Origin of the sequence: Acidovorax sp., assembly GCF_034519795.1 — a bacterium.
Taxonomy (GTDB): Bacteria; Pseudomonadota; Gammaproteobacteria; order Burkholderiales; family Burkholderiaceae_C; genus Acidovorax.
The window spans coordinates 73,060-90,438 of record NZ_JAXHOB010000027.1; the positions used below are offsets into that span (position 1 = coordinate 73,060).

Sequence of the window (17,379 nt, forward strand, 5' to 3'; positions counted from 1 at the left end):
GGCGTGTGTTTGCAGTGGATGGATCGAAAGGCCCGTGCGGGCGGCGGTGCTAGTACCCGCGCGCGGTGTCTACCTGGTTGAAGAGCGCGCCACCGGAGCGCATCTGGGCGATGTTGCGGGCCACCTGGCCGGCGACCACGTCGTAGGTGGCCATGGTGGCCATGTGGGGCGTGACGACCACGCCCGGCGTGGTCCACAGCGGGTGGTCCTGCGGCAGCGGCTCCTGCTCGAAGACGTCGACCACGGCGCCGCGCAACTGGCCGCTGCCCAGCGCGGCGATCAGGTCGCCCTCGACCAGGTGCTCGCCCCGGCCGCAATGGATCAGCGCCGCACCTTTGGGCAGTGCATCGAAGGTGCGGCGGCCCAGGATGCCGCGCGTCTGCTCGGTCAGCGGCAGCAGGCACACCAGCACGTCGGTCTGCGCCAGGAAGGCGTCGTACTGCTCGTGCCCGGCAAAGACCTGGATGCCGGGTACCTCGCGCGCCGTACGTGCCCAGCCGCTCACGGTGTAGCCCAGCGCGGGCAGGCGCGCGGCGATCAGGCCGCCCAGCTCGCCCAGGCCCATGAGGCCGATGCGGCAGGTGGCGGCGGGCGTCTGCAGCGGGCGCTTCCATTCGCGCACACGCTGGCTGGCCAGCGCGGCATCGAGCTTGCGATGGAAGTACAGCACGCCCCACAGCACGAACTGCAGCATGCCTTCGGCCAGCATGGGGTCGACCACGCGGCACACCGGCAGGCCGCGCAGGTCCTGCCCGGCCACGACGTTGTCCACGCCGGCCGCGATGCTGTGCACGAGCTTCAGGTGGGGCATCTGCGCATACAGGTCGGGCGGCGTCTGCCAGCAGACGGCCACCTCGGCCTGCAGCGCACGCGGGTCGGGCCAGGTGCACACGTCCAGGGTGGGGTCGGCCGCCTGCAGCAGGGGGCGAAGGAAGTCGAGGTTGGCGGTACGGCTCAGAAGGGCAACGGTGGTCATGGCGAGGATGCGATGGGGTGCTGTGCCAGCGCGGAGTGGGCCGACATCGGGGTGGAAGGGACTTGCATGGTAGTCAAGCCGCCAGCCTGTGCTCGAAGAAATCCAGCCCCGGCATGGCCGCCAGCAGCGTGCGCGTATAGGCGTGCTGCGGGTTGCTGAAGAGCTGGCCCGGCGCGCCGCGCTCGACGATCTGGCCGCGCTGCATGACCACCACCGAGTTCGATATCTCGGCCGCCACGCGCAGGTCGTGGGTGATGAACATCATGGCCAGGTTGAGCTCGGCCTTGAGCTCGGCGAGCAGGGCCAGCACCTGCGCCTGGATGGACACGTCGAGTGCCGACACCGCTTCGTCCGCAATCAACAGGCGCGGCTTGAGCGCCAGCGCGCGGGCAATGGAGATGCGCTGGCGCTGCCCGCCCGAGAACTCGTGCGGAAACCGGTCGATGGCCGATGCCCCCAGGCCCACCCGGTCGAGCAGCGCGGCTGCGGCCTTGAGCGCGTCAGCGCGCGGCGTGCCGTAGATCATGGGCCCGCGCGCAATGGCGTCGCCCACCTTCTGGCGCGGGTTGAGCGAGGCGAACGGGTCCTGGAAGATGATCTGCACCTGGCGGCGGTAATCGCGCTGCGCCGCAGCGTCCTGCCCCAGCACGGGCTTGCCCGCAAAGGTGATGCGGCCGCTGTCGGGCTCGATCAGGCGCATGACCATGCGGCCGAGCGTGGACTTGCCCGAACCCGATTCGCCCACCACCGACACCGTCTCCCCTTCCTCGATGGCCAGATCGATGCCATCGGCCGCCACCACGGTGCGCGGCGGCGCGAACAGGCCGGCCTTGGAGACGAAGGTCTTCTTCAGTTGCTCGACCTTGAGCAGCGGTTCGGCCTGCGCGGCAGGCCGGGCCGTGCTGCGCGCCTGGCGGCCTGGCACGGCGGCGATCAGGGCGCGCGTGTATTCGTGCTGCGGGTTGCGCAGGATGGCGTCGCGCGTGCCCTCCTCCACCACGCGGCCGTGGCGCATCACCACCACGCGGTCGGCGATGTCGGCCACCACGCCGAAGTCGTGGGTGATGAACAGCACACCCATCCGGCGCTCGGCCTGCAGCTTCTGGATCAGGTCCAGGATCTGGCGCTGCGTGGTCACGTCCAGCGCCGTGGTCGGCTCGTCGGCCAGCAGCAGGCGCGGGTTGTTCAAGAGCGCCATGGCGATCATCACGCGCTGGCGCTGCCCGCCCGAGAGCTGGAAGGGGTAGCTGCGCACGATCTGCCGGGGCGACGGCAGGCCCACGGCATCGATGATGGCGATGCAGCGCTCCTCGATGGCGGCGGCGCCGAGGTGCTCGGCGTTGTGCAGCTGCAGCGCCTCGGCCACCTGGGCGCCGATGCGCTGCAGCGGGTTCAGGGCGCTCATGGGTTCCTGGAACACCATGGAGATGCGCTCGCCGCGCAGCTTGCGCATCTGCGGCGGGGCGAGCCCGGTGAGGTCGGTGCCGTCGAGCAGGATGCGGCTGTTCTTGTCGATGCCCACGCGCGGCGGCAAGAGGCCCAGGATGGCGTGCGCCGTCATGGACTTGCCCGAGCCCGATTCGCCCACCAGGCAGACGATCTCGTTCTCGGCGATGTCCAGAGACAGGCGGTCCACCGCATAGTTGCGGTCGCCCGAGCTGGGCAGCACGATGGACAGGCCCTGGATCGACAGCAGCGGCGCTGTGGCGGGGGTGGAGGTCGTCGTCATTGGCGGGAGATCCTCGGGTTGAGCACGTCGTTCAGGCCTTCGCCCACGAGGTTGATGGCCAGCACGGTGAGCAGGATGGCGATGCCCGGGAAGAAGCTCATCCACCAGGCCTGGCGCAGCATGGTGCGCGCTGCGCCGATCATGAAACCCCAGCTCATGAGGTTGGGGTCGCCCAGGCCCATGAAGCTCAGCGCGCTCTCGATCAGGATGGCGCTGGCGATGCTCAGCGAGCCCGCCACGATGATGGGCGACAGCGCGTTGGGCAGGATGTAGCGCACGATCAGCGACAGCGGCGACTCGCCCTGGCAGCGGGCGGCCAGCACGAACTCGCGCTCCTTGAGCGCCAGGAACTCGCCGCGCGTGAGGCGCGCCACCTGCGGCCAGCTGACCAGCGCGATGGCCACCACCACGGTGCGGATCGAGGGCTCCAGGATGGCCACCAGCAAGATGCACAGCATGAAGGCCGGAATGGTCTGGAACAGCTCGGTGAAGCGCATCAGCCACTCGCCCACGCGCCCGCCCACATAGCCCGAGAGCGAGCCCACCACCACGCCGATGATGAGCGCCACCAGGGTGGACGTGACACCGATCATCAGCGACACCCGCGTGCCGTGCGCAATGCCGGCAGCGATGTCGCGGCCCAGGCTGTCGCTGCCCAGCAGCATGCCCTCGGTCTGCGGTGGCGTGAACGGCGCGGCCACCGTGTCCCAGGGGTCGCCCGGAAAAAGGAAGGGGGCACTGGCCGCGAGCACGATCACCGCCAGCAGGATCACCAGGCCGAGCATGCCGCTCGGGTGGCGCACAAAGGATTTGAGGGTCTGTTTCATCGGGGTTCTCCGCGCCGCTCAGGCAGCCTGGATGCGGGGGTCGATCACGCGGTACAGCAGGTCGGTCACCCAGTTGAAGAAGATCACCAGCACCGACAGCACCAGGAACACGCCCAGCATCACCTGGTAGTCGCGCTGCAGCACGGCGTCGTAGGTCAGGCGGCCCAGGCCCGGCCAGGCGAACACGGTCTCGATCACCACCGAGCCGCCGATCAGGGTGCCGGCCTGCACGCCGGCCATGGTCACCACCGGCAGCAGCGCGTTGCGCAGCATGTGGCGCCACAGGATGCGGCCTTCGGAGGCGCCCTTGGCGCGCGCCGTCTTCACGTAGTCCTGGTGGCCCACCTCGATGATCGACGAGCGCATGAGCCGCGCATAGATCGCCAGGTAGAGCATGCCCAGCGTGAAGGCCGGCAGCGCCAGGTGCCTGAGCTTGTCCACCACAGCGGCCCAGCCGCTGATGCTGGTGCCGATGGTCTGGTAGCCGAAGGCCGGCAGCCAGCCCAGCTGCACGGAAAACAGCAGCACCAGCATCAGGCCGAGCCAAAAGACAGGGGTGGCGTAGATCACCAGCGCGAGCAGGCTGATCAGCGTGTCCGACAGCTTGCCGGCACGCACGCCGGCCAGTGCCCCCAGGACGACGCCGCCCACCAGCGAGATGGCAAAGGCCGAGAGCGTGAGCAGCAGCGTGGCCGGCAGGCGCTCGGCGATGGCACTGGCCACGGTACGCTGCTGGCGGTGCGAGTAACCCAGGTCCAGGGTGACGATCTTGCCCAGGTAGGTGACGAGCTGCGTCGCCATGGGCTTGTCCAGGCCGTAGTCGGCGCGCACGCGTTCGAGGAAGGCCGCGTCGGTGGCACCGGACTGCCCGGCCATCACCAGGGCCGGGTCACCGGGCGCGGCACGCACCAGCATGAAATTGAAGATGGCGATCAGCAGGACCACCGCCACCATCTTTGCGAGCCGCACGCCGAGCGCGCCGAGGCCCTTGAGCCATTGAAGATTCATAAGTCATGCCCGGGCAACGGGCGCGGCACATGGCCACGCCCGTGTCCCATCAGCCCTTGAAGTAGACCGTGTCGAAGCTCTCGTGGATGCCGATGGCACTCGTCACCAGGTTCTGCAGGCGCTTGTCGTGGATGGTGGGGAAGTCCATCTCCACCAGCCAGGCGATGGGCACCTCGTCGACGATGATCTTCTGCATCTCGCTGTAGAGCGCGCCGCGCTTGGCCTCGTCCACCTCCACCGCGGCCTGGTCGGCCAGCTTGTCGACCTGGGCGTTGGAGTAGCCCACCGTGTTGGTGAACAGGATCTTGCGGATGTTGGAGGTCACGTAGTTGCGCGTGACGCCCAGGGCCGGGTCCCCGAACTGGTACAGCCACGAGAGGTTGAGCTCGTAGTCCCAGTTGCTGATGCGCTGCGTGTAGCTGCCGGGATCGGTGGATTCCAGCGTGACGGCGATGCCCACCTTGGCCAGCGACTGGCGGATGTACTCGCAGGTGCGCTGCACCATCTCCCCGTAGGGCGAGACCGGCAGGCGAACGGTGGTGCGCACGCCCTTGGCGTCGGGCTTGAGGCCCATCTCGTCGAGCAGGGCCTTGGCCTTGTCGATGGAGAAATCGTACTTCTTGACGTTGGGCTCGTAGTACTTGGTCTTGGAGTTCACCGGGCCGGTGGCGACCTTGCCGAAGCCGTAGAGGATCTTGTCCTTGATGAAGTTGCGGTCGATGGCGTGCATCACCGCCTGGCGAAAGCGCTTGTCGTTCAGCGGTGCCGTGCGGTTGTTGATCTCCAGCCACATGATGGGCGCGAAGTACTCGTAGCCCTTGGTGGTGACGGCCAGGTTGTCCTTCTTGGCCAGGCGGTTGGCGTCGAACAGTTCCAGGTCGGTCCACTGCGTGAGCTGCACGGTGCCGTTTTCGAGCGCCAGGGCGCGCGATGCACCATCGGGCACCACGCGGTAGATGATGGCGTCCAGGTAGGGCAGACCGGGCTTGAAGTAGTTCTCGTTGCGCACCAGGTGGATGTGCGAGCCGCGCACCCATTCCTTGAGCTTGAAGGGGCCCGAGCCGATGGGGTTGAGGTTGGCCGGGTTCTTGACAACGTCGGTGCCCGCATAGATGTGCTTGGGCATCACCGGCAGGTTGGAGATGTCGAAGGCGCCGATGAAGGGGCCGAAGGGCTCCGCCAGCTTGAACACCACGGTCTGCGCATCGGGCGCGGTGATCGACTCGCAGCGGCCGAAGATGGCCTTGGCGCGCGGGTGCGTGATGGGCAGGAACTCCTTGACGGTGTAGAGCACGTCCTCGGACGTGAGCGGCTTGCCGTCATGCCACTTGGCATTGGGTTCGAGCTTGAAGGTGTAGGTCTTGCCGTCGGGAGAGATGGTCCAGCTCCTGGCCAGGCTGGGCATGGGCTTGAGGTTGACGTCGTAGGTCAAAAGGCTCAGGAAGATCTTGCCCGAGACCATCTGGGTGGGCGTGAGCTGGCTCACCGCGAGGTTCAGGATCGGCGGCTCGGGCTGCACGATGGAGTTGAGCGTGCCGCCGCGCGTCTGGCCGTGCGCTGCGGTGATACCCAGCGGAAACTCGGCCAGGCCCAGGGCGCCGGTCGCAAGCAGGTACTTGTGGAACTCACGTTTGTTCATGCTGATCCTCAGGGGGTTGGACGTGGACTGCCGCACGGGTTGCGCGGTGTGTTGATCGCGAATTCAGTGTAGGCAGCAGGCCCCGCCAAGGCGGCGCGTTTCGAGCCGAGTTCTGTTTCGCTTGGGCCATCCTTGCGATGGCTTGACGGCGGGACTTGCGCGCGTCACAGTCCGCTGCATTGCTTTGGCGCGCTTCTTGCGTGCCGGGAGGGAGTGATGAACAACCGCTTGACCACTGCCCGCAGCGTCGTTTTCCAGGACTACCAGGACATCCCGAGGCCGGTCTCCATGATCATCGTGGAGCACGACCCCGAGCCGTCGATGATCGTCCCCCGGCACTCGCACCCGCGCGCGCAGCTGGCCTATTCGGTCAAGGGCACGTTCACCCTGCACACCGAAGAGGGCGCGTGGTTGGTGCCGCCCAACCGCGCCGTGTGGGTACCCGGCGGCGTGGAGCACGAGATGCATGCGCGCGGCCAGGCCGTATCCAACCGCTCGCTCTACATCCAGCCCGACGCCTCGCCCGACCTGCCCACCGAGTGCTGCGTGATCGAGGTCTCGCCGCTGATGCGCCACCTCATCATCGAGGCCATCGACATCCCCCTGCTCTACGACGAGGCCGGCCGCGACGGCCGCGTGATGCGCCTGATCCTCGACGAGATCTGCGGCGCGCCCAAGATCCCGCTGCACGTGCCCATGCCGCGCGATGCACGCCTGCTGCGCATCTGCCGGGCGTTGCTGGCCGACCCCAGCCACGACGGCGACATCGAGTACTGGGCGCACCATGGCGCCCTGGGCCGGCGCACGCTCACGCGGCTGTTCCGCGACCAGACCGGCATCACCTTCACGCTGTGGCGCCAGCAGGTGCGCCTGATGGAGGCGCTGCGCCGCCTGTCCTCGGGCACGCCCGTCACCACGGTGGCCTTCGACCTGGGCTACGAGAGCCCCAGCGCCTTCTCGGCCATGTTCCGCCGCGTGATGGGAAAGACGCCGCGCCACTACCTGGGCCGTGGTGACATGGATCTGGACTGAACTGGTGCATGCCTGCACCATGAACGCAAAAAAGCCCCGGCTGGCAGGGACCAGGCGGGGCTTTTCTTCTGGCGGTGTTCAACCGAGCCGGTTGACCCCGCACCAGCGCGCCATGAAGACGGCGAGCACCGCCACCGTCTGCACCATGCTGTCGATGGAGACCCACTCGTCGATGCCGTGGATGTTGGCACCGCCCGAGGGGCCGTAGCAGATGGCCGGGGTGTCGCCGTAGAGGTTGAAGAACTTGGCGTCGGTGGTGCCGGTGAAGGCCGTGGGCACCAGCTCCGTGCCCACGATGTCCTTGTGGCATTGCGAGATGGCCACGACGATGGGCGCATCGGGCGGCACGTCGCAGCCATCGGCCTGAAAGCCACCATAGACCAGCTGGTAGCTCAGCGCCTCGTGCGCGGGATGGGCCGCATAGGCGGCGGCCAGCACGGCCTCGATCTCGGCCTTGGCCTTGCCGACCTTCATGTCGGGATAGAAGCCGATGCGCACATCGGCCCGGCAGGCCGAGGGCACGGACGACGCCCATTCGCCGCCGCTGATCTTGCCCAGGTTGAAGTTCACCGGGTGCTGGTGGTGCGCATAGTTGCGGTAGCGCGCGCTGGGCGCGTTCCAGCGCGCTTCGAGCTTCTTGAGCTCGCCGAACAGGTACATGGTGAAGTCGATGGCGCCCACGCCGGTCTGTGCCACAGAGGCGTGCACGGGCTTGCCCAGCACCTCGATGGCCAGCCACAGCACACCCATCTGGCAGGTCATGACGCCGTTGTCCGCCACCGGCTCGGTGATCACCGCGGCGTCCGCTCGGTAGCCCTCCACCAGGCAGGCCAGCGCGCCATTGCCGGTGCATTCCTCTTCGATCACCGATTGGAAGTACACCGGCGAGGCAGGTTCCAGGCCCATGGACCTGAGCGCCTTGTAGGCCATGGTGTAGGCCACGATGCCGGCCTTCATGTCCGACGCGCCGCGCCCGTAGAGGCGGTCCCCCTCGACCCGGCCGGAGAACGGCGAGCCGGTCCACAGCACTTCGGCGCCCGTGGGCACCACGTCGATGTGGCCGTTGAAGATCAGCGAGTTGCCCTTGAACGGGCCACTGGGGCGGTGGATGCCCACCACGTTGGTGCGCCCCTCGTACGAGACCAGGGAGGGCGAGTAGCCGGGGTGCGCCTTGAGCTTCTCCTCGTCGATCTGGAACTCGTCCACCTGCAGGCCCAGGCCGGCGAAGGCCCTGGCCATGAAGCTCTGCGCACTCTGCTCCTGGCCCAGCAGCGAGGGGTGGGTGACCAGTTCGCTGAGCATGGCGACGGCTTCGCCGCGCAGCGCGTGGGCGGCGGCAACGATGGCGGTTTCGCTTGCCACGAATTCAGGGGTGGTGGTGGTTTCTTGCATGGAAACCATTCTTTCACCGGGCCAGCGGGCGCGTTGTTCAGAACGGGCCGCGCACTGTCGCAATCGCGCCGATCACTGCGCCAGCGCCCACGCCACATGCTCGCGCACCAGCGCGCTCTCATGCCCGGCACGCGACTGCAGCGCGCTGCGCAGGCCCTCGTCGCCGGGATCGGCACGCAGCGCGTTGCCCAGCGACACGGCCACGTTGCGCAGCCAGCGCTCGTGGCCGATGCGGCGGATGGGCCCGCCCTCGGTCATGCGCAGAAAGGTGGCCTCGTCCCAGGCGAACAGGTGCACCAGTTGCTGGCCCGACAGGCCGCTGCGCTCGTCGAAGTCGGGCAGACGGCTGACCTGCGCGAACTTGTTCCAGGGGCAGGCCAGCTGGCAGTCGTCGCAGCCGTAGATGCGGTTGCCCATGGCCGCGCGGAACTCCGCCGGGATGGGGCCGCTGTGCTCGATGCTCAGGTAGGAGATGCAGCGGCGCGCGTCGATCCGGTGCGGGGCGATGATGGCCTGCGTGGGGCAGATGGCTATGCAGGCGCTGCAGCTGCCGCAGTGGGCCGTGACAGGGGCGCTCTCGGGCAGGTGCATGTCCACGTAGATCTCACCCAGAAAGAACATCGAGCCCGCCTCGCGGTTGAGCACCAGCGTGTGCTTGCCGCGCCAGCCCTGGCCGCTGCGCGCAGCGAGCTCGGCCTCGAGCACCGGGGCCGAGTCGGTGAACACGCGGTGGCCGAACGGGCCCACAGCCTCGGCGATGCGGTCGCTGAGCTTTTGCAGCCGCGCGCGCAGCACCTTGTGGTAGTCGCGCCCCCGGGCATAGACCGAGACGATGCCCTCGCCAGGGCGCGCCAGGCGCGACAGCTCGGCAGCCTGCCAGTCGTCCATGGCCTTGCCGCGCGGCAGATAATCCATGCGTGCCGTGATCACGCTCACGGTGCCGGGCACCAGCTCTGCCGGGCGGGCGCGGCGGGTGCCGTGGGTGGCCATGTAGTGCATCTCGCCATGGAACCCCTGGGCCAGCCACTGCATCAAGCCCTCTTCGGCGGCAGACAAATCCACCCCCGCCACGCCGATTTGGGAAAATCCCAGTTCGCGGGCCCACTCCTGCATTTGAGGAACGAGTTGACTGTTGCACCACATACCGGCCCGATTGTAGAAAGCCCTGCGCCCACGGCCGCGCAGGAAAGCCCTCGCACGCAAAGCCCTCGCACCTGGCGCTGGCACGGCGAGGACGACACCGCCGCCTTCGCGCAGGCGCTGGCCGCCCGGCAGCCCTTGCTGGCCAACGCCTTCATCACCCTGCACGGCGACCTGGGCGCGGGCAAGACCACGCTGGTGCGCCACCTGCTGCGCGCTTTGGGGGTGCAGGGCCGCATCAAGAGCCCCACCTATGCCGTGGTGGAGCCGCACGAGGCCCCGGGGCTGGCCCCGCACGCCACCACCGTGTGGCACTTCGACTTCTACCGCTTCGACGACCCGCGCGAGTGGGAAGACGCGGGATTCAGGGACATTTTTGCCAACCCGGGCCTCAAGGTGGCAGAATGGCCGGAAAAGGCTGCAGCGCTGACCCCGCCTGCCGACCTTGCTATACACATTGAAGCAATTGACGACACCGAAAGGCAAGTCACCGTGCAAGCACACACCGCCGCCGGCCAACGGCTGCTGCAAGGACTCTGAACGAATGAAGCTGCCCGCCCGCCCGGCACCCCGCCAGCCGTCTCGCCGCACCCTGCTGCAGACGGGCAGCCTGGTGCTTTTGCTGGGCACACAGCAGATCGCCCGCGGCGCCACCATCCTGGCCGTGCGCGTCTGGCCCGCCCCCGAATACACGCGCGTGACCATCGAGTCCGACGGCAAGCTGGTGGCCAAGCAGTTCTTCGTGACCACGCCGCCGCGCCTGGCGGTGGACATCGAGGGGATCGACCTGAGCCCCGAGCTGCGCGAGCTGGTGGCCAAGGTCAAGCCCGACGATCCGAACATCGCCGGCATCCGTGTGGGCCAGAACGCGCCCAACGTGGTGCGCCTGGTGGTGGACCTCAAGCAGCCCGCCATGCCCCAGGTGTTCACCCTGCCGCCGGTGGCGGCCTACCAGCACCGCCTGGTGTTCGACCTGTACCCGGCCGAGCCCGTGGACCCGCTGGAAGCCCTGATCGCCGAACGCCTGCGCGACACCACGGGGGCCGGCCGTGCCGCACCACCACCCGTGGCCGCCGCAACCCCTGCGCAGCCCGCCGCCCGCCCCCCCGGGGCGGCGCCGGCCCCGCCATCGGCCGAGAGCGACCCCCTGGGCGAGCTGATCGCCCAGCGCGCCAACCGCCCCGGCCCGGCGCCAGCCGCCCCCGCAGACCCGGCGCCACCGCCTGCCGTGGCCGTGGCCCCGCCCGCCAAAGGCGGCAACCGCGCCACGTCCACGCAGACCGACCGCATCATCATCGTGGCGCTGGACCCCGGGCATGGCGGTGAGGACCCCGGCGCCATCGGCCCCGGCGGCACGCGCGAGAAGGACGTGGTGCTGCGCGTGGCCCACCTGCTGCGCGACCGCATCAACGCCACCACCGTGGGCGGCAACCCCATGCGCGCCTTTCTCACGCGCGACGGCGACTTCTTCGTGCCCCTGGGCACGCGCGTGGAAAAGGCCCGGCGCGTGCAGGCCGACCTGTTCGTGAGCATCCATGCCGATGCCTTCACCACCCCGAAGGCGCGCGGCGCCAGCGTCTTCGCGCTGAGCCAGAGCGGCGCATCGAGCACGGCCGCGCGCTGGCTGGCCAACAAGGAGAACCAGGCCGACCTGGTGGGCGGCCTGAACGTGCAGAGCCAGGACCGCCATGTGCAGCGCATGCTGCTGGACATGAGCACCACGGCGCAGATCAACGACAGCCTCAAGCTCGGCAGCGTGCTGCTGGGCGAGATCGGCAGCATGGCCAAGCTGCACAAGCCGCGTGTGGAGCAGGCCGGCTTCGCCGTGCTCAAGGCGCCCGACATCCCGAGCGTGCTGGTGGAGACCGCCTTCATCAGCAACCCCGAGGAAGAGGCCAAGCTGCGCAGCAGCGCCTACCAGGTGCAACTGGCCGACGCGCTGATGCGCGGCATCACCCGCTACTTCGCCAAGAACCCGCCGCTGGCGCGCAGCCGCTCGGTGTAGGCCGCCACCGCCTTGGGGTGCGCATGGCTTGCCTCATGCTGCCTTCGCAGGCACAGTGGGAGCCACAGCCCCACGACAACGGTGAAGGAGAAAAGCCATGGCACTGCCCCACGCACAATCCGGAGAAGTGGCCAGCGTGCGCCCCCTGGGCGCGCAGCTGGCCAGCGCCACCACCTCGGCCATCCTCAAGGCCGGCCAACTGGAGGTGATGCGCGTGGTGCTGCCTGCAGGCAAGGCCATGCGCGAGCACCAGACCCAGGGCGAGGCCACCGTACAGTGCCTGGAGGGCGCGGTGGAGTTCCTCGCCGGCGATTCTGTACAACTGATGCAGCCCGGCGACTTCGTGCACCTGGCGCCGCGCTCGCCGCACGCGCTCAAGGCGGTCAAGGACTCGTCGGTGCTGCTGACGATCTGCCTGCTGCCAGGCTGAGTTCAGGAAAGCCGGAAGACACTCACGATCTCGGCCAGGCGCGCGGCCTGGTGCTTGAGACTGTCGGCCGCGGCAGCGCTCTGCTCCACCAGCGCGGCGTTCTGCTGGGTCACCTGATCGAGCTGGGTCACGGCCTCGCCGACTTGGCCGATGCCGATGGTCTGCTCGCCCGTGGCGCTGGAGATCTCGGCGATCAGGTCGCTCACGCGCTGCACCTGGGCCACGATGTCCTCCATGCTGGCGCCGGCATCGGCCACCAGGCGGGTGCCGTTGTCCACGCGTTCGGCACTGGCGCCGATCAGGGACTTGATCTCCTTGGCGGCCTCGGCACTGCGGCCCGCCAGGCTGCGCACCTCGCTGGCCACCACGGCAAAGCCCCGGCCCTGCTCGCCGGCCCGGGCGGCCTCCACCGCCGCATTGAGCGCCAGGATATTGGTCTGGAAGGCGATGCCGTCGATGACGCTGATGATGTCGGTGATCTTCTTCGAAGCCACCGAAATGTCCTGCATGGTGGCCACCACCTGGCCCACCACCTCGCCGCCCTTGACCGCCGCCTGCGACGCGGTGCCGGCCAGCGTGGCGGCCTTGCGCGCGGTGTCGGCATTGTTCTTCACGGTGCTGGTGATCTCTTCCATAGAGGCCGCCGTTTCCTCCAGGTTGCTGGCCTGCTCCTCGGTGCGCTGGCTCAGGTCGGCGTTGCCCATGGCGATCTCGCTGGAGCCGGTGGCGATGGAGTCGCTGCTCTGGCGCACAGCGCCCACAATGCGCACCAGCGAGGTCTGCATGTGCTGCATGGCCTGCATCATCTCGGCCACCTCGCCACGGCCCTGCACGGCGATGTGCTGCGACAGGTCACCCTCGCCGATGTTGCGTGCCACCACGGCCACCCCGTGCAGTGAAGCGCGGATGCGCCGCACCACCACCCAGGACAGCAGCACCAGCAGCGCCAGGCCGACCACGCCGGCCACCAGCACCATGGTGCGGTACGAGCGGATCAGCCCCGCCGCCTCGGCCGCCTGGTCGGCCGAGCGCTGGACCTGGTAGGCCACCATCTTGTCGGCCACCGCGTTGTACTGGTTGACCACGGGGACGAAGGTGGACAGGGCGAACGCCTTGGCGGCCGCCATGTCGCCCCCCTTCTTGAGGGCCAGGGCCTTGTCGCGCGTTTCCAGGTAAGGCTTGCGCACCGTGGCCAGCTCCTCCTGGATGCGCAGGCCCTCGGGGCTGGACTCCAGTTCGGTGTAGCGCTTTTGCACCTGCGAGGTGTCGGCCGTGGTGGCTGCGATCAGGTCCTTGAAGAAGTTCTGCAGGTCGTCGCCATCGGACTGCACGACCGAGAACACCCGCGTGGAGTTGACCGCAATGTTGCTGCGCCAGCGCAGGGCCAGTTGCAGGCGCTCGACCTGTTCGCCGGACAGCTGCTCCACCGTGGCGCCCAGGTGCTGCACGCGCACCAGGCTGAGCGCCAGCACGACCACGAGCACGGCCGCCGCCAGGGCCACGACCAGGCTGATCTGCTGGGCCACGGTGAGTGCCCCTCCCCAACTGCTGTTGCTGCGGGGTGATGGAAGTGCGGGGTTGCCCATGGCGTGTCTCCTTGCTTGTTATGGCCGCGCTGGCGGCAGCAGTGTTCTGCTGGAATGAACACTGCATGATCCCTCTCCCTGCATCGCTTGGCAATCGAAACGCGTCTCGCGTGCACCTTGTGCAACGCTTATGGTGGACACGGCGCCCGGTCAGGGTCCTACAGCCGCTGCCCCCGGGTACCTACACCGCAAAAACGCCTGGCGCGCGACAGTAGAGGCACAGGTCGAACACCGAAAGCCCCCAGGGTTTTTGAACTTCAAGGCCTGACTCCACCCACCGCAAAGGAATCCCGCCATGACCACCACCCTCCGTACCCTTCTCGTCGCCGCTTCCGCCACCGCTGCCCTGGCCATGGGCGGTTGCGCCTCCAACCCCACCAACGCACAGGTCGGTACCGGTGTCGGTGCCGTGGTCGGCGGTGCAGCCGGCAACGCCATCTTCGGTGGCCCCGTGGGCACCATCGGCGGTGCCGCCGCCGGTGCCCTGGTGGGCCACGAAATCGGTGAAGACCGCGACCAACGCCGCAACTACCGCCGTTGAGCCCGGTTCAGGGGGCGCTCTGCCCCCGACCATGCACAAAGCGCCGCCATCTCGCGTTGGGCGGCGCTTCACGCAGAGGAGACCGTATCAGTTATGTATTGCGCTGCGCGACATTTGCGGCGCATGAAACTGGCGCGGCCAAGGCCAGTGCCCCCGCGCAAGGGCCGCCCCGCCGCGAAGGCGGCGTATCCAGCCCTTGCGCTGGGGGCGCGCCCCTCCCGACTCGCGCAGCGAGTCGAGAGAGGGGTGAAGGCGCAAAGCGACTCAGGGGGTGTTTCACTTCAGGCCATGGCCTTGGCCTTGCGCCCAGCCCGCCAGGCGCCAAAGATCGCGATCAGCCCGGGGATGAAGATCATGGCCCAGATGATCTTGTCCAGGTTCTCCTTGACCCAGGCGAAATTGCCGAAGAAGTAGCCCGCCGTGGCGATGCCCAGCACCCACAGCAGCGCACCGCCCACATTGAACGCCGTGAACTTGCCGCGCGACATTTCGGCCACGCCGGCCACGAAGGGCGCAAAGGTGCGGATGAAGGGCATGAAGCGCGCGATCACGATGGTGACGCCGCCGTAGCGCTCGTAGAACTCATGCGCCTGGTTGAACGCCCGGCGGTTGAACCAGCGCGAGTCCTCCCACTGGAAGACCTTGGGTCCGAAATAGCGGCCGATGGTGTAGTTGCACTGGTCCCCGAGGATGGCCGCCACGATCAGCACCGTGCAGGCCAGCGGAAAGTTCATGAGCCCCGCACCGCACAGCGCGCCCACGATGAACAGCAGCGAATCGCCCGGCAGGAAGGGCATGACCACCACACCGGTCTCGACGAAGACGATGATGAACAGCAGCGCATAGACCCAGGGCCCGTAGTTCTGCACGAACATCTCGAGGTACTTGTCCACGTGCAGGATGAAGTCGATCAGGAAGGTGATGAGTTCCATGGGGTCCGGGTCTGGTGAAGGCAGCGCGCATTATCCCCACCGGCCTCCTGCCCCTGCCGGCAAGCCCCCACGGCAACCCGACCTAAAATCCCTCGGGTGACCTCCACCACCCTGCCCTCCCCCAGCGCCGACACCCCCGCCCGCCGCCCCATCCGCGACCTGCCCGACGAGCTCATCAGCCAGATCGCGGCCGGCGAGGTGGTCGAGCGCCCCGCTTCCGTGGTGCGCGAGCTGGTGGACAACGCGCTGGACGCTGGCGCCACCCAGGTCACCGTGCGCCTGTCGGCCGGCGGCGTGCGCCTGATCACCGTGGAGGACGATGGCGGCGGCATTCCTCAGGAAGAGCTGCCGGTGGCGCTGCGCCGCCATGCCACGAGCAAGATCACCAACCTCACGGACCTGGAGACCGTGGCCACCATGGGCTTTCGCGGCGAGGCCCTGGCCGCCGTGGCCTCGGTGTCCGAGATGTCGCTGCTGTCGCGCCCGGCCAGCCAGGCCACGGCCTTTCTGCTCGATGCGCGCAGTGGCGAGCTGCGCCCTGCGGCCCGCAGCACGGGTACGACGGTAGAGGTGAAGGAACTGTTCTTTTCCACCCCTGCGCGGCGCAAGTTCCTCAAGACCGACTCCACGGAGCTCGCGCACTGCATCGAGTCCGTGCGCCGCCATGCGCTGGCCCGGCCCGATGTGGGCTTTGCCATCTGGCATGAGGGCAAGCTGGTCGAGCAGTGGCGCGCCACCTTCGTGCCCGGCCAGGGCAGCGACGCGCAGGATGCGCTGGCCCGGCGCCTGTCCGACGTGCTGGGCGAGGACTTCGTGACCCAATCGGTGGCCGTGCAGCACCGCTCGGGCGCCGTCACCGTGACCGGCCGCGCCGGCCTGCCCGATGCGGCGCGCTCGCGCGCCGACCACCAGTACTGCTATGTGAACGGCCGCTTCGTGCGCGACAAGGTGCTCACACACGCGGCGCGCAGCGCGTATGAAGACGTGCTGCACGGCCACAAGCAGCCGGTGTATGCCCTGTACGTGGAGATCGACCCGGCCCGCGTGGACGTGAACGTGCACCCCACCAAGATCGAGGTGCGCTTTCGCGACAGCCGCGAGGTGCACCAGGCCGTGCGCCATGCGGTGGAGAATGCACTGGCTGCGCCCCGTGCCGCCGCCCTGGCCGCTGCCGCCCTGGCAGCGGAAACGGCACCTGCAGCCACCGAACAAGCCTCCTTCACCCTGGCCAAGTCGCCGCTGCCCGACTGGCGCGCCCAGTCGGCCATGCGCTTCGAAGAGCCCGTGGGCCACCGCGTGACGGACCTGCAGGCCCTGTGGGGCACGCCGCCTGCCGCCACCCCGGCCCCCCTCACCGGATTCAACAGCTCGGCCACCGCGCCTGCGGCACAGGCCGACGCGGTGGTCGCCGAACGCCCGGCGCCCGGTGCCGGCAGCATGGCTGCGGCGGCGCCTGCCACCTTCCCACAACGCACCTCGGGCGACGCCCCCCTGCCCGTGGGCCGCGACGGCCAGGAATCCGCCTGGCCCCTGGGCCGGGCCGTGGCGCAGTTGCATGGTGTCTACATCCTGGCCGAGAACGCCCAGGGCATGGTCATCGTGGACATGCACGCCGCGCACGAGCGCATCGTCTACGAGCGCCTCAAATCCCAGGTGGACAGCGGCGCACGCATTGCCAGCCAGCCCCTCTTGATCCCCGCCACCTTTGCGGCCACGCCCGAAGAGGTGGCAACGGCCGAGGCCTCGGTGGACGTGCTGGCCATGCTGGGCCTGGAGGTCGTGCCCTTCTCGCCCAAGACCCTGGCCGTGCGCGCCGTGCCCACCACGCTGGCCCAGGGCGATGCCGTGGAGCTGGCGCGCAGCGTGCTGGCCGAGCTGGCCGCGCACGACGCCACCACGGTGGTGCAGCGAGCGCGCAACGAGATCCTGGGCACCATGGCCTGCCATGGCGCCGTGCGCGCCAACCGCCGGCTCACCATCGACGAGATGAACGCCCTGCTGCGCCAGATGGAAACCACCGACCGCTCCGACCAGTGCAACCACGGCCGCCCCACCTGGCGCCAGCTGTCCATGCGCGAGCTGGACGCGCTGTTCCTGCGCGGGCGCTGATCCATCCCACCCGGCCAGCGCGCCACAACGAAA

At 68.6% G+C, this 17,379-nt stretch carries 15 protein-coding genes; 6 read left to right on the forward strand and 9 right to left on the reverse strand.

The annotated features are described in order from the left end of the window. Window positions 1–49: 49 nt before the first annotated feature. The 5 genes from U5N23_RS27985 to U5N23_RS28005 all read right to left on the reverse strand — a co-directional run bounded on the left by U5N23_RS27985 (window position 50) and on the right by U5N23_RS28005 (window position 6,179). Entirely contained in the window at window positions 50–976 is a 927-nt protein-coding gene (locus tag U5N23_RS27985; RefSeq protein WP_322595977.1) for a glyoxylate/hydroxypyruvate reductase A, read from the reverse strand. A gap of 73 nt (window positions 977–1,049) precedes the next feature. Further along, window positions 1,050–2,705: an ABC transporter ATP-binding protein gene (locus tag U5N23_RS27990; RefSeq protein ID WP_322595978.1), complete on the reverse strand. Its 1,656-nt coding sequence runs from the start codon at window positions 2,703–2,705 to the stop codon at window positions 1,050–1,052. Next, window positions 2,702–3,532 carry an ABC transporter permease gene (locus U5N23_RS27995; RefSeq protein ID WP_322595979.1) on the reverse strand — a complete coding sequence of 277 codons (831 nt, stop codon included), beginning with the start codon at window positions 3,530–3,532 and terminating at the stop codon, window positions 2,702–2,704. Before U5N23_RS27995 ends, U5N23_RS27990 begins: the two co-directional genes overlap by 4 nt. Window positions 3,533–3,550: 18 nt before the next feature. Further along, window positions 3,551–4,540: an ABC transporter permease gene (locus tag U5N23_RS28000; RefSeq protein ID WP_322595980.1), complete on the reverse strand. Its 990-nt coding sequence runs from the start codon at window positions 4,538–4,540 to the stop codon at window positions 3,551–3,553. Window positions 4,541–4,589: 49 nt separating this feature from the next. Next, the gene (locus tag U5N23_RS28005; RefSeq protein ID WP_322595981.1) at window positions 4,590–6,179 is read right to left on the reverse strand and encodes an ABC transporter substrate-binding protein; all 1,590 of its coding nucleotides are present in this window, start codon (window positions 6,177–6,179) and stop codon (window positions 4,590–4,592) included. 216 nt (window positions 6,180–6,395) lie between these two features. Between U5N23_RS28005 and U5N23_RS28010 the strand changes: the two genes are divergently transcribed. After that, the gene (locus U5N23_RS28010) at window positions 6,396–7,211 is read left to right on the forward strand and encodes a helix-turn-helix transcriptional regulator (RefSeq protein ID WP_322595982.1); all 816 of its coding nucleotides are present in this window, start codon (window positions 6,396–6,398) and stop codon (window positions 7,209–7,211) included. Window positions 7,212–7,289: 78 nt separating this feature from the next. Here the strand turns inward: U5N23_RS28010 and U5N23_RS28015 are convergent, their stop codons facing one another. Together U5N23_RS28015 and queG are read right to left on the reverse strand one after the other, a co-directional pair. Then, window positions 7,290–8,603, reverse strand: a complete 1,314-nt coding sequence (locus U5N23_RS28015) for an ArgE/DapE family deacylase (RefSeq protein ID WP_322595983.1) — start codon at window positions 8,601–8,603, stop codon at window positions 7,290–7,292. A 72-nt stretch (window positions 8,604–8,675) separates the two neighbouring features. Further along, window positions 8,676–9,716 carry a tRNA epoxyqueuosine(34) reductase QueG gene (gene queG / locus U5N23_RS28020; RefSeq protein WP_322595984.1) on the reverse strand — a complete coding sequence of 347 codons (1,041 nt, stop codon included), beginning with the start codon at window positions 9,714–9,716 and terminating at the stop codon, window positions 8,676–8,678. Between the two features lie 12 nt (window positions 9,717–9,728). On the opposite strand from queG, the gene tsaE reads away from it, so the two are divergent. The 3 genes from tsaE to U5N23_RS28035 all read left to right on the forward strand — a co-directional run bounded on the left by tsaE (window position 9,729) and on the right by U5N23_RS28035 (window position 12,178). After that, on the forward strand, window positions 9,729–10,283 hold the full coding sequence (gene tsaE, locus U5N23_RS28025; RefSeq protein WP_322595985.1) for a tRNA (adenosine(37)-N6)-threonylcarbamoyltransferase complex ATPase subunit type 1 TsaE: 555 nt from the start codon (window positions 9,729–9,731) through the stop codon (window positions 10,281–10,283). 4 nt (window positions 10,284–10,287) lie between these two features. Then, on the forward strand, window positions 10,288–11,748 hold the full coding sequence (locus tag U5N23_RS28030; RefSeq protein WP_322595986.1) for an N-acetylmuramoyl-L-alanine amidase: 1,461 nt from the start codon (window positions 10,288–10,290) through the stop codon (window positions 11,746–11,748). A 97-nt stretch (window positions 11,749–11,845) separates the two neighbouring features. Continuing rightward, a complete protein-coding gene (locus tag U5N23_RS28035) occupies window positions 11,846–12,178 on the forward strand; it encodes a cupin domain-containing protein (protein WP_322595987.1) in 333 nt (110 codons plus the stop codon). Between the two features lie 2 nt (window positions 12,179–12,180). Here U5N23_RS28035 and U5N23_RS28040 read toward each other — a convergent pair whose 3' ends face one another. Then, window positions 12,181–13,764, reverse strand: coding sequence for a methyl-accepting chemotaxis protein (locus tag U5N23_RS28040; RefSeq protein WP_322595988.1), 1,584 nt, complete (start codon window positions 13,762–13,764; stop codon window positions 12,181–12,183). A gap of 295 nt (window positions 13,765–14,059) precedes the next feature. Here U5N23_RS28040 and U5N23_RS28045 point away from each other — a divergent pair, with 295 nt between their 5' ends. Then, complete coding sequence (locus U5N23_RS28045) at window positions 14,060–14,305, forward strand: glycine zipper 2TM domain-containing protein (RefSeq protein WP_322595989.1); 246 nt, start codon at window positions 14,060–14,062, stop codon at window positions 14,303–14,305. A gap of 281 nt (window positions 14,306–14,586) precedes the next feature. Here U5N23_RS28045 and U5N23_RS28050 read toward each other — a convergent pair whose 3' ends face one another. After that, on the reverse strand, window positions 14,587–15,237 hold the full coding sequence (locus tag U5N23_RS28050; RefSeq protein ID WP_322595990.1) for a DedA family protein: 651 nt from the start codon (window positions 15,235–15,237) through the stop codon (window positions 14,587–14,589). Between the two features lie 96 nt (window positions 15,238–15,333). On the opposite strand from U5N23_RS28050, the gene mutL reads away from it, so the two are divergent. Further along, window positions 15,334–17,346: a DNA mismatch repair endonuclease MutL gene (gene mutL / locus U5N23_RS28055; RefSeq protein WP_322595991.1), complete on the forward strand. Its 2,013-nt coding sequence runs from the start codon at window positions 15,334–15,336 to the stop codon at window positions 17,344–17,346. The last annotated feature ends 33 nt before the right edge of the window (window positions 17,347–17,379 follow it).

Excerpts from the sequence above, each read along its gene's own strand:
- U5N23_RS27985 (WP_322595977.1), bottom strand. The coding sequence starts at position 976 with ATGACCACCGTTGCCCTTCTGAGCCGTACCGCCAACCTCGACTTCCTT.
- U5N23_RS27990 (WP_322595978.1), bottom strand. The coding sequence starts at position 2,705 with ATGACGACGACCTCCACCCCCGCCACAGCGCCGCTGCTGTCGATCCAG.
- U5N23_RS27995 (WP_322595979.1), bottom strand. The coding sequence starts at position 3,532 with ATGAAACAGACCCTCAAATCCTTTGTGCGCCACCCGAGCGGCATGCTC.
- U5N23_RS28000 (WP_322595980.1), bottom strand. The coding sequence starts at position 4,540 with ATGAATCTTCAATGGCTCAAGGGCCTCGGCGCGCTCGGCGTGCGGCTC.
- U5N23_RS28005 (WP_322595981.1), bottom strand. The coding sequence starts at position 6,179 with ATGAACAAACGTGAGTTCCACAAGTACCTGCTTGCGACCGGCGCCCTG.
- U5N23_RS28010 (WP_322595982.1), top strand. The coding sequence starts at position 6,396 with ATGAACAACCGCTTGACCACTGCCCGCAGCGTCGTTTTCCAGGACTAC.
- U5N23_RS28015 (WP_322595983.1), bottom strand. The coding sequence starts at position 8,603 with ATGCAAGAAACCACCACCACCCCTGAATTCGTGGCAAGCGAAACCGCC.
- queG (WP_322595984.1), bottom strand. The coding sequence starts at position 9,716 with ATGCAGGAGTGGGCCCGCGAACTGGGATTTTCCCAAATCGGCGTGGCG.
- U5N23_RS28030 (WP_322595986.1), top strand. The coding sequence starts at position 10,288 with ATGAAGCTGCCCGCCCGCCCGGCACCCCGCCAGCCGTCTCGCCGCACC.
- U5N23_RS28035 (WP_322595987.1), top strand. The coding sequence starts at position 11,846 with ATGGCACTGCCCCACGCACAATCCGGAGAAGTGGCCAGCGTGCGCCCC.
- U5N23_RS28040 (WP_322595988.1), bottom strand. The coding sequence starts at position 13,764 with ATGGGCAACCCCGCACTTCCATCACCCCGCAGCAACAGCAGTTGGGGA.
- U5N23_RS28045 (WP_322595989.1), top strand. The coding sequence starts at position 14,060 with ATGACCACCACCCTCCGTACCCTTCTCGTCGCCGCTTCCGCCACCGCT.
- U5N23_RS28050 (WP_322595990.1), bottom strand. The coding sequence starts at position 15,237 with ATGGAACTCATCACCTTCCTGATCGACTTCATCCTGCACGTGGACAAG.